General features: G+C 39.7%; 8 protein-coding genes. 4 read left to right on the top strand and 4 right to left on the bottom strand.

From position 1 onward, the window contains the following. Window positions 1–58: 58 nt before the first annotated feature. Window positions 59–2,398, top strand: coding sequence for an efflux RND transporter permease subunit (locus METLIM_RS07485; RefSeq protein WP_004077347.1), 2,340 nt, complete (start codon window positions 59–61; stop codon window positions 2,396–2,398). Window positions 2,399–2,478: 80 nt separating this feature from the next. On the opposite strand, the gene METLIM_RS07480 is transcribed toward METLIM_RS07485, so the two are convergent. Further along, window positions 2,479–2,697, bottom strand: coding sequence for a hypothetical protein (locus tag METLIM_RS07480; RefSeq protein ID WP_004077346.1), 219 nt, complete (start codon window positions 2,695–2,697; stop codon window positions 2,479–2,481). Between the two features lie 225 nt (window positions 2,698–2,922). Here METLIM_RS07480 and METLIM_RS07475 point away from each other — a divergent pair, with 225 nt between their 5' ends. Next, on the top strand, window positions 2,923–4,110 hold the full coding sequence (locus METLIM_RS07475; RefSeq protein WP_048146279.1) for an ammonium transporter: 1,188 nt from the start codon (window positions 2,923–2,925) through the stop codon (window positions 4,108–4,110). 26 nt (window positions 4,111–4,136) lie between these two features. On the opposite strand, the gene METLIM_RS07470 is transcribed toward METLIM_RS07475, so the two are convergent. Next, window positions 4,137–5,078, bottom strand: a complete 942-nt coding sequence (locus tag METLIM_RS07470) for an AEC family transporter (protein WP_245543616.1) — start codon at window positions 5,076–5,078, stop codon at window positions 4,137–4,139. 353 nt (window positions 5,079–5,431) lie between these two features. Between METLIM_RS07470 and METLIM_RS15560 the strand changes: the two genes are divergently transcribed. Next, window positions 5,432–7,513 carry a S8 family serine peptidase gene (locus METLIM_RS15560; RefSeq protein ID WP_169312369.1) on the top strand — a complete coding sequence of 694 codons (2,082 nt, stop codon included), beginning with the start codon at window positions 5,432–5,434 and terminating at the stop codon, window positions 7,511–7,513. Window positions 7,514–7,571: 58 nt separating this feature from the next. Here the strand turns inward: METLIM_RS15560 and METLIM_RS07460 are convergent, their stop codons facing one another. After that, window positions 7,572–8,765, bottom strand: a complete 1,194-nt coding sequence (locus tag METLIM_RS07460; protein WP_004077342.1) for a M24 family metallopeptidase — start codon at window positions 8,763–8,765, stop codon at window positions 7,572–7,574. A gap of 223 nt (window positions 8,766–8,988) precedes the next feature. Continuing rightward, a complete protein-coding gene (locus METLIM_RS07455) occupies window positions 8,989–11,679 on the bottom strand; it encodes a UPF0182 family membrane protein (protein ID WP_004077341.1) in 2,691 nt (896 codons plus the stop codon). A gap of 264 nt (window positions 11,680–11,943) precedes the next feature. On the opposite strand from METLIM_RS07455, the gene METLIM_RS15555 reads away from it, so the two are divergent. Beyond that, window positions 11,944–16,950 carry a PAS domain S-box protein gene (locus METLIM_RS15555; protein ID WP_004077340.1) on the top strand — a complete coding sequence of 1,669 codons (5,007 nt, stop codon included), beginning with the start codon at window positions 11,944–11,946 and terminating at the stop codon, window positions 16,948–16,950. Window positions 16,951–16,968 lie beyond the last annotated feature (18 nt).

Here is a 16,968-nt window from a genome sequence, read left to right as displayed (position 1 = left end):
AGATATTCTGTCATTCTGAATTATAACCGGAAAATTTTAAGAAAAGGGAGGATTTTTTTTGAGATCACCATTTGAATACATAGCAAATTCGATAAACAGACATCCATATATCGTTGCCGGAATTGTAATAGGAGTTCTCCTCTTTGCAATGTACGGTGCCACCCTTACAAAGATGGAAACAGGGACTAAGACTTACCTGGACACAGATAAACCTGTCGGGTCACTGCTTCTGCATTATGAAAATGAGTTCAGTTCAGATACAATTATTCTTATTATTGAAGGAGATGATGTAACAGACCCTCAGGTAATAAAATATATTGACAATCTGGAAAATGATCTGGAAGGTGAGAGATATGTCGCAGGTGTCACCGGACTTCCCGACCTTCTTCGCCTTGCAACCGGAGGAGAACTTCCAGATTCAATAAGTGAGACAGAAGATGCGCTGGCGCTTCTTCCTGAGGATTATGTGAGCAAGGTACTGCCATCAAAGACAATGACACTTGCAAGCATCCCGCTTGAAACAGGAATGCCGGAAGATGCCGCAGAAAGTCTCGTTAAAAATGTTGAAAATGTCATCAGGTTTTCCGAGCCACCACCAGGAATAACTGTAACTGTCTCTGGCAGTCCTTCTTTTACTGTTGAGATGAAAGAGGATATGCAGAAGAATATGGGTACTTTAATCGGGCTTGCAATGCTGCTGATGATCGTTGCAATGGCACTTTTATTTGGCCATGTCCGCTACAGAATGCTGCCAGTATTTGTTGTATTCTGTGGGATTATTCTTACATTCGGATTCATGGGTCTTGCAGGAATTGGTCTTAGCTCAATAGTTGTGGCTGCATTTCCGGTGCTGATAGGAATAGGAATTGATTATGCAATTCAGTTCCATTCGAGATTTGACGAGGAGATACGCCGTGTACCAATGAAAGAAGCCATATTCACGACAATCACCAGTTCCGGCCCGGCAATTCTCCTTGCAATGGTTGCAACTGCCCTTGGATTTATTGCACTCTCAGCACTCGCTCCTGCACCGATGGTTGCTGATTTCGGAACAATCTGCATCATAGGAATTGTCTGCTGTTATCTATGTGCAATGATAATTGTGCCGCTCTTCGCCCTCATAATGAATTATACTCCAAAAGAAAGCGGAAACATACTTGACGAAGCCGAAAGCTGCCAGTTTGACTGGAGGGGCTGTGACCACGATCCTGTAAATACTCATAAAATCTCCAAAGGCTCTATGATGGAGAGATATGATAAGCTGCTTGGCAAAATTGCTGTTAAAATTGCAAAAAATCCTGTACCAATCGTGATAATCCTGCTTATGCTGGCAGTAATCGGCTTTCAGCTTGACGGAAATGTCATAATTGATACTGATGAAGATTCAATGGTTCCTCAGGGTATGCCTGCCAAAGTATCTATGGATAAACTTGGAAGTGTCATTGGATCAACAAGCTCGGTTACCACATTCATAAAGGCAGATTCTGTAAAGGATATTGACACCATAAAATGGATTGATGGATTTAGTGATTATGCCCTTAAGAAGCAGAGCGATCTGACAGGTGCAACAAGCATTGCCACATACCTGAAACTATACAATAATGGTGTCCTGCCGGCAGATGCACAGACATTAAATGAAGTCTGGGAAAAAATCCCAAAGAGCAATATTGAGAGTTATGTAAACGGCAATACTGAAGCAGTGATTCAGTTTAGTCTGGAGGACATCTCAATTCCGGCAACACAGTCACTGGTTGAGGATATGCAGAAAGACCTTGAATGGTACACAATGCACCCCGGAATGTCTGCTGCATACACCGGACAGATGGTTATGTTTACAGACCTCATCAATGGAATAAAAGATACCAAAAATCCTATGACCTATCTTGGGTTTATACTGATTCTGATATTCCTGCTGCTTGTGTACCGGAATTTTTCAGCAATATCCCCTCTTGTTCCTATTGTCATGATTGTCGGGTGGAACGGTCTGATTATGTATTCATTTGGTCTTACCTACTCGCTCCTGACAGCAACACTTGGTGCGATGACGATCGGAATTGCATCCGAATATACCATCCTTATAATGGAGCGCTACCAGGAGGAGAAGGAGAAGGGCGAAGATATGCTTACTGCAATTCAGACATCAATACAAAAGATTGGCACAGCAGTTTCAGTCTCCGGACTAACAACAGCTTTTGGTTTTTCAGCCCTTCTGCTGTCTACATCACCGATAATTCAGAATTTCGGAACAGTCACAGTTTTGACAGTAGGGTTCTCCCTCATTGGCGGGATTGTGGTTATGCCCGCTGTAATTTCACTATTTGAGAAATTTTCCGGGAAAATATGCCATGAGGATAAAAATAAGGTCCGGAGAGAGGAAAAGTCTAAACTTCCGGAATGAATAAAATAAGACTGAAACCAGGAATATTTCCCTCTGTGGTTTTAAAATTTAAATTAAAATAAATATTCTTTTTTCAGTCATCAGTCCCGCTGATCTATTGCTCCCTGTATTTTCTGTTCATTTGGAAGACCGTGACGCACTTTTGCCATTCTGGCCTTCATTGATGCTTCCTCCGCTTCAATTCTTTCATTCTCTTTTTCCATAAGCAGTTCTGCCTCCTGGTTCAGACGGATATCTTCGGCTTCTGCTTTTTCCTTTTCAAGATGTTTTTTGATACCTGAACTTTTATCTGCTGACATTATTACCCCCCCACTGTTGAGGATTAATACCTTTCAATGATCTCTCAGGCAATATTTGTTTCGGACATATTACCTGAGAAAAATTATGCTTCCTCTTTAGATTATAGAACAGGTAAATAAAATATATACTCAAAATAGATAACTATAAATACGCATGGAAATTAACTTCCATCTCGCATCCGGAGACAATTATCGATAGTGATTATGATGGAATTCAATGAAATAATGATCAATTCGGGATTTGTATTGATATGTACAGCTATGGTAATGCTGATGACACCCGGGGTCGGCCTGTTTTATGCCGGACTTGTCAGAAAAAAGAATTTAATTTCAATGCTGACGCTTTCATTTATCTCTTTTGCTCTCGTAACCATTCAGTGGGTTGTAATTGGTTACAGTCTTGCATTTGGTCCGGATATAGGCGGAATTATTGGCGGACCGGATCATTTCATGCTTAATGGTGTCGGATTTAACGGTGAACCAGTCCCTGATCTTCTGTTTATGGTTTTTCAGCTTGTTTTTGCTGCAATAACACTTGCAATCATCACCTCGGCGGTCGCTGAAAGAATAAAATTAAGCTCTTTTATTATATTTGGTCTGCTGTGGACGACACTGATCTATGACCCCCTTGTTCACTGGGTATGGGGCGGCGGATGGCTATCACAGATGGGCGTTTTAGATTTCGCAGGCGGAATTGCAGTACATATTGGTGCCGGATTCGGGGCACTTGCCCTTGCTTTTGCAATCGGTAAGAGACTTGGATTCGGTGACCACAGTATGGAGCCACACAACATCACATTAACGCTGATTGGCGGTGCACTCCTGTGGTTCGGATGGTTTGGGTTTAATGCAGGAAGTGCACTTGCGGTCAATGAAATTGCCATCAATGCCTTTATAGTTACAAATATTTCTGCGTCTGCCGGTGCTCTTGCATGGCTTGGTGCGTCCTGGGTTAACGGAAAACCAGGTTCAATGGGTATGATTTCAGGTGCAATTGCCGGACTTGGAGCAATAACTCCTGCTGCGGGTTATGTAGGGCCGGTATCGGCCATATTAATAGGTGTTATATCAGGCATGCTATGCTATGGAGCACTCCTTTTCAGGATGAACAAAGGATGGGACGAATCACTTGATGCCTGGGCAATTCACGGTGTCGGTGGTCTGTGGGGAACCATCGCTCTTGGAATCTTTGCAGTGCCGGCGATTGGCGGAATCGTTGGCCTGATATCAGGTGGATACGGACAACTGGAGATCCAGATTTTGGGTGCAGTTTCAGCTGCGATATTTGCCTTTACGGCAACCTATATTCTGGCAAAAATTATCGACAGGATACATGGTTTAAGGGTTAGTGAAGAAGAGGAGTATGTCGGACTTGATATATCACAGCATGGTGAAGCAACCATAAACTCCTGACCATAAATCAAAAATATTTTTTTACCCTAAAGCAGGAAATATGCCGTAAGGGGAATTGTAAAAATACATAACAGTGTTGAGATAAAAACTCCTTTTGAGGCCGCAGTTGAATCTACATTGTACTCCTCTGCCAGCAGCACTGCATTTGCCGCAACGGGCATACCTGCAAGAATTACAATAATTCCAAGAAGCAGTCTGTCAGATACAAACGGATTTAGTATCAGATAGAGGACAGCGGGGATTATTACCAGACGGAATAATGTCATCGCATAAATTCTGAAATCCTTAAACATGGAAGATGCCGGCATTGTGGCAAGAAGTGATCCTGTTACAACCATTGCAAGGGGGGTTGTCAGTGATCCGAGTATCTCAAGGACATCAATGAATGGTGCAGGGATATGAAATCCGGTGAAGAAGAAGATCAGTCCTGTTATGGATGCAATAATGCCGGAATTTAAGAAGAGTTTTGGATCAAAATATCTGCCCATATCCGGTCTTAACATCAGAATTCCGACTGAGAAGGCAAGTATCCCAAACGGAAGCATGACCAGTGATGTATAAAATACGGCCCCATTGCCAAATATTGCTGCTGTTACAGGGATGCCCATAAAACCAAGGTTTGAAAATACAAGCATGAAGCTGTACACACCTTTTTCAAGGTCGCTTTCTGTCAGGTATTTTGGGACAGTGAATGCAAATGCAAATGAAAGAATATAATAGATAATTGCAATTGCAAACATCTCCATTGTTCTTCCAAAAGTTTCACTGCTCAGTGGGATCTGCATTGAAACAATAATGAGTGACGGAAGTGTGATATTTACAAGAAATGATGAAAGTCCGTGTGCACCATCACGGGTAATAATTCCGGATTTATACGATGCATAACCAACGCCCATCAGTATGAAAAGAATTACAATGCTGTCAATTATTGTCAGGAAATTCATCTGTGAGGATAGATTATGTCTCAAAGATGATTAAACCGGCGTTTATGAAGAGAAGATTAAATTAAATCAAATATGTAAGACCAGAAAATCAAAATGCATTAAAAGGAGGTAATATATATCTTAAAAATCCATAAAAACTGATCAAATCATAGCGTTTTATCACTAACGGAAAAACTGCATCTCAAGAGATAAGGATGAATAAAATATCATTATCCGGACAAATAATTCATGAGGCATCTTCATCAGTAATAGTGTGCTGTATATTAATGTGCCTTTTATTCATTCCTGGATTGGGCAGTGCAGATGACGAAATCACGGGACTTCCGGATAGATCAGGAGATAATTTTACCGATATTAAACCGGATTCAATAATAGTTATGATGAATCCGGATACACCTGTAAAATTAATGTCCGGAAGTTATGCTGTAAAAGATGGGAATAAAATAAATGAATCAGTTAAGGCTGGTCAGAATTCAGAAAACCTGATTCGGGAAGAGAATATAATCAGAGACTATTCAGATGCCGGGATTCCAGGGCTTAAAGTAGTTAAAATTCCGGACAATTCATCTCTGGATGAAACCCTTGAAGTTTACAGCAATAACCCGGAAGTGCTGTACGCAGAACCAAATTATATTTATTATGCCCATGACATACCGGACGATCCGGATTTCGGGCAACTCTGGGGACTTCAAAATGACGGGCAGTATGTATATGGTGCATCAGGTACTCCCGGTGCAGATATTGATGCCTTAAATGCCTGGAATATCACCACAGGATCGGATGAAGTTGTTATCGCCGTAATTGACACCGGGGTTTTGCTCACCCATCCGGATCTTAAGGATAATATCTGGGAGAATCCGGGTGAGGTTATAGACGGCATTGACAATGACAATAACGGATATATTGACGATATTCACGGATGGGACTTTTATTCGGATGACAATGATCCGACTGATCTGAACGGTCACGGCTCACATTGTGCCGGAATTATCGCAGGTGTGGGGAATAATTCAATCGGCATTACAGGTGTTATGTGGGATGCAAAGATAATGCCGCTTCGTTTTCTCGGTGCAGACGGATCAGGCTCAACTGCGGATGCAATAGATGCTATAATTTATGCCCGGAATAACGGGGCAGATATAATCAGTAACTCCTGGGGTGGTGGCGGATATTCAGTTGCCCTTGAAGATGCCATCAGGGATTTTGCCGGCCCTGCGATCTGTTCTGCCGGAAATAAAGGATATAACACCGATGTAATACCATCATATCCGGGATCTTACAGTCTTGACAATATCATTACAGTTGCTGCAACTGACAGCAGTGACCTCAGAGCCTCATTTTCAAACTACGGAGCTAAATCTGTAGATGTCGGTGCTCCGGGTGTGAATATCTACAGTACTGTTACAGGCAATTCATATACATATAAGAGAGGAACTTCAATGTCAGGCCCCTATGTGTCCGGACTTGCAGGACTTATTCTCTCGTTAAACTCAACCCTTTCAGCAACTGAAGTTAAGAAACTTATAATAGACAATGTTGACCCGCTTGCATCCCTCTCATCGACAACAGTATCAGGCGGAAGGATTAATGCATTTAAAACCCTCTCTGCTGTCCCTGTCCCGGAAAAACTGCCCAAAGCCGGATTTACCGCAGATGTGACTTTAGGTGAAAATCCGCTGTCAGTCAGTTTTACAGATTTATCGACCGGAGATCCGGACGGGTGGCTCTGGGACTTTGGTGACAATACAACATCAGATGAAAGAGATCCTGTAAAGGTATTCAATAAAACCGGAGTTTATTCAGTCAGTCTGACAGTAATGAATTCAGCAGGTACTGACAATATTACAAAGACTGATTATATTAATGTAACCGGGAAGAATGCTGAAATTCCGTACCTGAAAATGCCGGCCGGAGAGATTGAGCCGGCCGGAAGCGGCATATTTACTGTCCCTGCCGGCAATATTACAGATGCAGTCAGTCTGTCCTTTGAGATTGTCTATGATTCATCTGTTATTTCTGTAAATAATATCACCTTAAATACCACAGTTTCGGATGCAGACCTTACAGTAAATATTACTGAAGGAAAGGCTGTTGCATGGTTTAAATCGGCTACGCCTTTCACATCCGGAAATGAGACCGAATTATTCTGTTTCAATATCAGTGCAGCAGGGGAATACGGGAGCAATACAACACTTCAATGCCTGAATGCGACATATACCGATAACTCATTCAGCACCCACAATATAACTTCAGCTGATGGCATAATCTCAATAATAGTCAAAGGTGACTTCAATAACAACGGAGTTGTTGATATCGGTGACGTCTCGAAGGTTGCCTATATGGTTGCCGGAAAAATCCCGGAGGATATGACAGCAGACTTTAATGGTGACGGCAGAGTCGATATTGGAGACGCATCAAAAATTGCCTGGTATTTTGTCGGAAAAACAGCTGAACTTTAGAAAGTTCAGCCAAAAATAAATATTTACTTTTCCAGGCTGAAACGGCATTTACCGTGGTTCAGTCAATCACCATAAGTCCGGGATGAAGACCTGTCACACTCTCGCCACCTTTGGCAGTTACAATAAATGTATTTTCAGTCCCAACCATACCAAATCCTTCTATTCCCTTCTTAGGCTCAATCGCAAAGACCATATTCTTCTCAATGGGTTCATCAAATCCTTTTGCTATTACCGGAAGTTCGTCAATCTGAAGACCTATACTGTGACCGAGAAAACTTGCCCGACGGTTTTTAAATCCCATGAAATTATCCAGAAATTCCGGTTCAATAGAATCCATAACAGTATCATATATTTCAGAAGGTATTGCACCCGGCTTTAAGAGCTTTGCAGTCTCCATCTGAATATCATACAGCCGGTCATTAATATCGGAAATATCATTTTTAGGATGGCTGTTCATCATATAAGTCATCGTCTTATCTGTATGGTACCCACACACACCACATCCAATATCAATAAATACAAGATCTCCGTTCTTTAGCTTTCGCCTTCTGCTTCCAAGAACAGGCACTGAAATTCCCATGCCCAGAAATCCGCTCGGACTGTCAAAATTGGTGGGGTTTAAGGAGTTTTCACCAAACGCAATCTGCCCAAGCATAAAATCGGTATCAAATGCCCTGAATCTGATTATGCCCTGATGGCCCTCATCAAGCAATGCACGGTATAATTCAGTACCAAGATCAGCTTCAGTCATTCTCGCCCTTAAAAGGCCGGGAACCACATCTTCAAGGACAAACCTGTGAATCTTTCCGGCTTCTCGAATATAATCCAGTTCATACCTGCTTTTTACTGACCGGAGTTTTAGTATTATATTGTCAACACCTAAAATCTCCTGTGCAGGGAAGTGCTTTGTAAATCTTTCCATAAGTGAGAGGGGGACAATCTCTTTTTCAGTGTAGATCTTCTTTGGAGCCAAACCCATATCAGATGCAGCATCCCTGTAACTTCTCATCTGTTTTATAACCGGAAAATTTGATTCTTCTTTAGCCCTCTCAAAACTCCTTCGTACAAAAAATTCAGCCTCACCATCGGAAGGTATAAGCAAAACCCCGTCCTGCATCGTCCCTGCAAAATAATACTGATTAATTTTACTGAAAACTGCCGCCATTTCCCAGTCAGGATCTATACGTAACATCTCATCCCTGAAGCGTGTCATACGCCTCTTAAGCTCTGGTGCCGGCACTTTCTTATGCATAGATAATATTTATTCAGGCTGATATATACAGATATCGAAAGCAGAAATAATAAAAAAGAGAAAAAAAGAGATAAAAATGGATAATACAGAAAACTGAAATGCAATGCCGAAAACTGAGGCGTAATACAGATAAAAATCACGTAAAAATTGAAGATATCATAATTTTACCGCACTAAAAAAAGATTTGACTGAATAATTACCTTAAAAAGGTTCAATCAAAAGATCAGGAGTTAATTATATCCCCAATCTGGTCAATATTTCGCTGGTATGCTCCAAGATCCCCTTTATTAAGCGCATCCTGTGCACTGTCGTACAGTTCGGCAATACGGTTCAGCTTATCCAGAACCTCACTGCTTAGAACCTCGACCTCTTCACCTTCGCCAATGCCTTCCCCTGCACCTCCGACAGGCCTTTCTATAGCAATATCACCAAATATTTCATCCAGTGCCTCAGCAAGGGTATCCTTCATAGTAAGGCGGTCGCCATAGGCAACAATTACACGCTTTAACTGTGGAAGAGTTCCTTTTTCCGTCGCCTCAAGATAAAGCGGTTCAACATAAAGTATTGAGTTCTCAATCGGGATTATGAGTGTATTGCCTCTTAAAACTGAAGAGCCTGACTGTGACCATAATGTAATGTCCTGTGATATCTCAGTGTCCTGGTCAATTCTGGCCTCAATCTGCATAGGACCATACGTAAGCTCCTGTTTTGAGAACTGATAGACCACAATACCACCGTAATTCGGCGTATCAGACCTTACAGCCATCCAGGCAATCAGATTCTCCTTACTGCGTGGAGTGAACGGGAGCATCTGAATGAACTCCTCAGATTCTTCACCCGGAAGCTTCATGATGATGTAATACGGCTCCATCCTCTGTCTTGATCCTCTGTACACCTCATCCGGAACATTCCAGGCATCTTCCCGGTTATAAAACACCCTTGGATCTTTCATATGATACAGTGAATAGACCTCAGACTGAATTTCAAAAATTCCTGCCGGATATCTGACATGACTGCGGAGATCTTCAGGCATCTCTGAAAAGTCTTTAAATGCGCCCGGAAAGATCCCATTATAGGCCTGAATCAGGGGATCGTTTCCATTGACAATATAATATGTAATGTCGCCATTATAGGCATCAATTACAACTTTGGCACTGTTTCTCAGATAATTGAATTCTTCATAATCAGATGTCTGAACAGTCGCCGAATACGGGAATTTACCCGTTGAAGTATAAGCATCAATTATCCAGAAGAGCCTGCCCTCCGAAACAACGACATATGGATCAGAATCATATGACAAAAACGGTGCAACAGCATCTGCACGTTCAAGAATGTTCCTGTTCATCAGGATCCTGCTGTCAGAATCAAGTGAACCTGAAACCAGAAGCTCAACAGACTTAAATTTAATGGCGTAGATCAGCCTCTGAAGAATTCCGGATAATTCAACACCTCCGGAACCCTGATATGTAGTATAGATATTTTCATCACTTGAAGGATAATCAAACTCCTCAGTTTTTGTCATGACAACAGAGTAATCATCCAGACCCTCACCGTAATAAATTCCGGGCTGGTTAAGCTCAATGTATTCAGAAGTTGGGGGAATGTCCTTTAAATAAAAATCAGGCAGACCCTCTTTTGAGACGACATCAACCGGACTCATAACAGCACCATATCCATGAGTATAGACAAGATGAGTATTGACCCATGTCTGCGCCTGTGAAGGGAGATCCTTAATATTCATCTCCCTTGCTGAGATCAGGACCTGCTTATAACTGTCACCAAAGGTATAACGGTCAACATCAATATCATTGAATTCATAATATGTCCTGAAAAGCTGAAGCTGTTCATATGTCGTCTTCAGCGGGCGCCAGTCCCAGAGACGGATATTTTCAACAGTGGCACTGTTCTCAATAATATCAGTATTAGTCAGATTATAATCAACAGTAAACTGCTTCTCATCCACATCATCAAGACCATAAGCAACAAGAGTGCTGTTTATATTATGTGACAGATACGGTTTTTCAAGGTTAAACTCATTTGGTGATACAATGAGAACCTGGACAACCCCGCCTGCAATTACTCCAATAACAGCAACTGCAATGAAGATAATGACGCCGTATTTAATAACCTCCGGTCTGCGCAGCCTTTCATTGATCAAAAATCCGATTCCAATCAGAAATGAAACAAATGTAAGAACTGCCATAACCGGAAGCGTAACTGTCGCATCGGTATATCCTACACCAAATACCGTTTCACCCGGAGTGAAGAGCAGATCATAGCGTGCAAGCCAGATACGGGCCGATATTGCAGAGAACAGGAAGAAGAGCAGAACACTGAGCTGTGGAATGAAAGAATCTATCTTTAACTGACCTTTAAATTCAGTTATTGGATATTCATTGAAATTGAGAGTCAGAATTTCTGATTCCAGAAGATAACCCAGGAAAGAAACGATTATCGAGAATATAACAACCCCAATAACGAAATTCGCAATCAGGTTAAAAAAAGGCAGTGAAAACACATAAAATCCTGCGTCAAGGCCAAAAATCGGATCTAAGACACCAAAAGGACTCTGGTTTAAGAACATCAGCACTGTTTCCCACTGTGATGATACAGATAATCCGCCAAAAAGCGCCCCAAGTCCGCAGAATAACAGAACTATCCTTTTGTTTAAAACCGAAACATCACCTCCGTTTGCCGCTGACTTAAGCGAAATTCTGGCACAGATATAACTGAAACCGAAAAATACAACTGCTGCAATTATTCCAAGAATTACTGATACTGCAATTATATTTAAGAAAATACCGGCATAACCGACAGAATCAAACCAGTAATAATCACCCAGAAATGAGATTAATGCCGCAAATACTATAATTATTATTACAGGTATTAATGCGAGATACTGAGAATATTTCATAATGTATGTATAGGGTAAATACGAAAATATTTAAAACCATAGCATGCCTGAAATCCCACGCAGAATTTTAAAAACTTCACCAGATTAAAAAATTAATGAAGATACAATATTTAAAAACACACTAAATGAGATAAATTAAAAAATATAATGATACTTTCTTTTTCCGACACAACCGGAGAATCTTATTTATATCTTGAAAGTTACTTTTAATTAGTAACCGGAATTATACGGGCCTGGTTTCGGAGACAATAATATCATGAGAGAATGGTAAATGGGGGTGTCAATATAAATAACATTCTGGCTGTTGCTGAAGATAAGGAGATATTTAACGAAGTTCTTTCAACAATCAGAAGAATCACGGATATTAAAATAATATCAGTCACTGATTCAGAACTGAATGAATTATCGGCCGGCAAAAGCTCTCCGGAATTAATCTATGATGCCATAATTTTCTGTGAATCTGTAAAAAACAAAGAGACTGATCAGCTCATTAATAATATAAAGGAACTTTACCCAAATATCCCTCTTATACTTCTCACGGAAGAGAATGGAGAAAATTACAGGGAAAAGGAACTGTTAAGGAATATTGATCTTTATATCGAATACAAATCCGGCAATGAAAAAGAGACAGATTTTCCGGCCAGGAGAATCATTAATTTTTTAAGAGCAGTCAGTAATAAGAGAGAAAAAGAATACAAGATAAATGTCTCCCATATACTAAACCTCATGCCCGGATTTTCATGCATCATAAAACAGGATATGTCCATCTATCTGGCAAATGATGAATTTATCCGGATTTTTGGGGAACCGGAGAACTATACATATTTTGAACTGACAGAATGCCTTAATGGAGATTATGACAACTGTCCGGTACATGAGGTTTTAAAGACAAAAAAAGAGCAGTCTTCGAGATGGCTTAGTGATGACGGGAGAATTTATTCTGTACATGACACAATAATAAAAGGGCCGGCAGACGAGGAGATGGTTATTGAGTCTGGGATTGACATTACCAAAAGAGTTAATGCCGAGGAAAAAATCAAAGCAGTCTCAGAGAAATTAAAAGAGCAGATAAATATAATCAATAAAAGTCCGGTTATAATCTACCTTCAGGATGTAGAAGACCCGCGAAATATAGAACTAATCAGTGATAATATATCTCAGTTCGGATATTCTCCGGATGACTTCAGATCAGGTAATCTAAACTATAAATCTCTGATTCATCCGGATGACCTGCCGGTAATCAGTAATAAAATAAAGAAGAACATAACTTCCGGAAATGACGATTTCATTCTTAATTACAGGATTTATGACGCAAATAATAATATCAGATTTATAGAAGATCATGTATTCACAAAATATGACAATAACGGGAAACTGACACACCTTCAGGGAATTATTATTGACATAACAGAGAATAAAATTTCAGAAGATACCATTAGAAAATTTAAGAAAGTATCAGACAATGCAAATTATGGCATTGCAATAGCAGATTTAAACGGCAGACTTACCTACACAAACAGATGGTTTGCAGATCTGCACGGATACAGCCCGGATGAGCTAACAGGAAAACCAATAAAATTCCTGCACTCAGAAGAACATATCGGTTATGTAAATGCTCTGCTTGATCAACTAAAGGAAAAAGGACATTTTGAGGATAAGGAAGTCTGGCACAGGCATAAAAGCGGCAGAATATTTCCGACAAGGATGAATGCAAATGTCATTTCTGATAAAAATAACAACCCGTTATATCTCTCAACAACACTCTCCGACATCACAGAAGAGAAAGAAAAAGAGAAAATTATCCGGGATAATGAAGAAAAAATCAGGCTAAAGCTTGAAAGTATTCTCTCTCCCGATTATGACATAAAAGACGAAGAATTAAGGAATATCATAAACACCGAAGAAATTCAGTCACTGATGGATGACTTTCACAGAATTACAGATATAGGAATTGCAATTCTTGATACAAAGGGAAATATTCTTATTGCAGCCGGATGGCAGGATATATGCACAAAATTCCATCGTATACATCCTGAAACGCAGAAAAACTGTAATGAAAGCGATTTGGAACTGACAACAGATATAAAACCGGGAGAGATCAGGCAGTACAAATGCAAAAACAATCTCTGGGATATTTCAACACCGATCTATATCGCCGGCAGGCATATGGGAAATATGTACCTGGGGCAGTTCTTCTACGAAGATGAAATTCCGGATTACTCAGTCTTTGAAAAACAGGCAGAAACTTACGGTTTTGACAGGACAAAATATCTTGCAGCACTGGAGAAAGTACCCCGTCTTAAAAGGGAAAAAATCCGCAATATAATGTCTTTTTATAAAAAATTTGCACTGATGGTCTCAAGGCTGAGCTACAGCAATATTAAACTTGCAAGAATTCTTATTGAGCATAAAGAGACAGAAAAGAGGCTTCAATTATCTGAAGAGAAATACCGCAGCTATATTGACAGATCTCCGGAAGGAATTTTTGTTGCAGATGAGCAGGGTAGTTTCATTGAGGTTAATAAAGCAGCCTGTGAGACACTTGGATACACCGAAGATGAACTTCTCACAATGTCGGTCCAGGAACTTGTAATTGAAGAGAAATCAGGCAAATCACCCGAATATTTTGAGAAACTAAAAAATAGAAATCAATATATTCATGAGATTAACCTTAAAAGGAAAGACGGTTCCGCATGCCCGGTAATACTAAGTACAACTGCACTGCCGGACAGAAAATATCTTGCATTTTCAACCGATATAACGGACAGAAAAGAGTCAGAATATAAAATATACCAGTTAAACCGCCTGCTTGACGCAATCAGAAATATAAACAGATTAATTGTAAGTGTTAAGAACAAAGAAAATCTGATTGAAAAAACATGCAGGATACTTACTGATAACGGAGGATATAACAATGCCTGGATTATTTTATTTGACGAAAATAAAAATGTCATAAATTGGGCACATTCAAATCCGGATAAGAGTAATTATCCCTTTAAAGAATACATTGAAGGCGGGAATATTCCCAAGTGTGCAGAAAAAGCCATTGAATCTGATGAAATAACTGTCAAATCCGAAACTCATGAAAACTGCGGTGAGTGCCCCCTATCTGACAACCCAAAACAAATTAAAAGACTTACAAAAAGTCTGAAATACAGGAATAAATTATTTGGAGTAATTTCAATATCAATTCCGGATGATAAAACACCGGATGATGAGGAGTATAATCTATTTTCAGAAGTGTCAGGCGATCTCGGATTTGCTCTTTATAGTATTGAACTTGAAGAAGAACGCCTCATTCAGAAAACAGAAATATTAGAGATTAACCGGAGACTGACAGTTGCATATGGGGAACTTGAAGAAAATGAGGAAGAATTAAGGCAGAGTTACAACGAAATTCTTGAGAGCAAGAATAAACTGCTTGAAAGTGAAAACAGGCTATTAAATATAATAAATTTCCTTCCGGATGCAACTTTTGCCGTTGATAAAAAAGGCAGGGTAATTACATGGAATAAAGCAATGGAAAGGATGACAGGCACACCTGCATCAGAAATAATTGGAAAGAACAATTCTGAATACTCAATAAAGGTATATGGCAGGAGAAGACCGTTATTAATAGATCTCATACTTAATGAAAAACTCAGAGACAAATCCAGATACCCCCTATTATATAAAGAAGGAGATAAACTGGTAGCAGAAAATTATGTACCCTATCTTGCAGAGGGAAAGGGAGCATATCTCTGGTTTACCGCATCACCGCTTTATGATTCTGATAAAAATGTTGTAGGTGCTATAGAATCCATAAGGGATATAAGCGAAGTTAAATCAGCGGAAGAAAAAATTGTTCAGACTTCCTTTCAGTTATCAGAGAGAGTTAAGGAGCTGACTGCATTAAAAGAGATCTCTGACCTTATGATTAGGAAACCGGATGAAGATGAATTTTTTTATGCTGTAGCCAATATCATAAAAAATGCCATGCAGTATCCAGAGTCCACCGGTGTTTCAATTGAAAAAGGAGGGAAGAGATATCAGACAGAAGGATATTATAAGAGTGATATTGCAATAGAGAACGATTTTTATTCAGATAATATTAAAGAAGGTGAAATAACCGTATGTTACCTCAACCATTCTCCGGACGGGTACTCAGGGGAATTTCTCAATGAAGAAAAAAACCTTCTTGAAATTATCTGTGAGAGAATAGGAAATTATATCGACAGAAAAAATGCAGAGATCAATCTGAAGAACAGTGAAGAGAGATTCAGGGAATTGTTCAATAATATGAGCAGCGGTGTTGCCATATATGGAGTGACTGATAAAGGTGAAGACTTTATATTTAAAGATATTAATAAAGCCTCTGAAGAGATAGACGCCATTGAAAGAGATAAAATAATAAACAGAAGCATTTACGATGTATTTCCCGGTGTTGAGGAGTTTGGATTAATTGACAGACTAAAAAAGGTATGGTCAACAGGAAAACCTGAGCATTATCAGTTAGGCGAATATAGGGATGAGAGAATTCACGGTTGGAGAGAGAATTTCATATACAGGCTCCCTTCCGGAGAAGTGGTATCAGTATATAATGATCTTACTGAAAAAAAGAAGGCCGAAGATGCACTAAAAGAAAGGGAGCAGAAATACCATGAACTATTTAACAATATAAATGAGGCCGTATTTCTCCATAAGATAGAACAGGACAATACACTTGGTAATTTTGTTGAAGTCAATGATGTTGCCTGCCGCCGCCTGGGTTACTCAAGGGATGAACTGTTAAAACTTTCAATCAAAGCTATTAACACTAAAAGTATAAATAAAAATGAACCGGTGATTATAAATGCTCTTAAAAAGAACGAACAGATCTCATTTGAAGCCGAACATAAAAGAAAAGACGGCTCTGCCTTCCCTGTACATGTCAAAGCAAGAATGATTGAACTGGGCGGCCAATATTACATTATTTCACTTGCACGGGATATTACTGAAGAGAAAGAGGCAAGAATACGTGAAAATAACGCTCTTAAACAGATTGAAAAAAATATAGCACAACTTGCAATACTAAATGATGAGATCAGAAATCCGCTCACAATAATAGTTGGTCTTGCAGATCTGGGTGAGGAGAAATTTAAGGATAAAATTCTTGACCAGTCTATGCAGATCAATGATATAATTACCCGTCTTGATCGCGGATGGCTTGAATCTGCAAAAATAAGAGATTATCTGACGAAACACCACGGCATAATATCAGAAAACGGTAAGAATAAAAAATCAGATGATTAAAAAAAGACGAAAACATAT

Origin of the sequence: Methanoplanus limicola DSM 2279 (genome assembly GCF_000243255.1) — an archaeon.
Lineage (GTDB): Archaea > Halobacteriota > Methanomicrobia > Methanomicrobiales > Methanomicrobiaceae > Methanoplanus > Methanoplanus limicola.
This window is presented reverse-complemented; position numbering and strand designations above follow the sequence as displayed.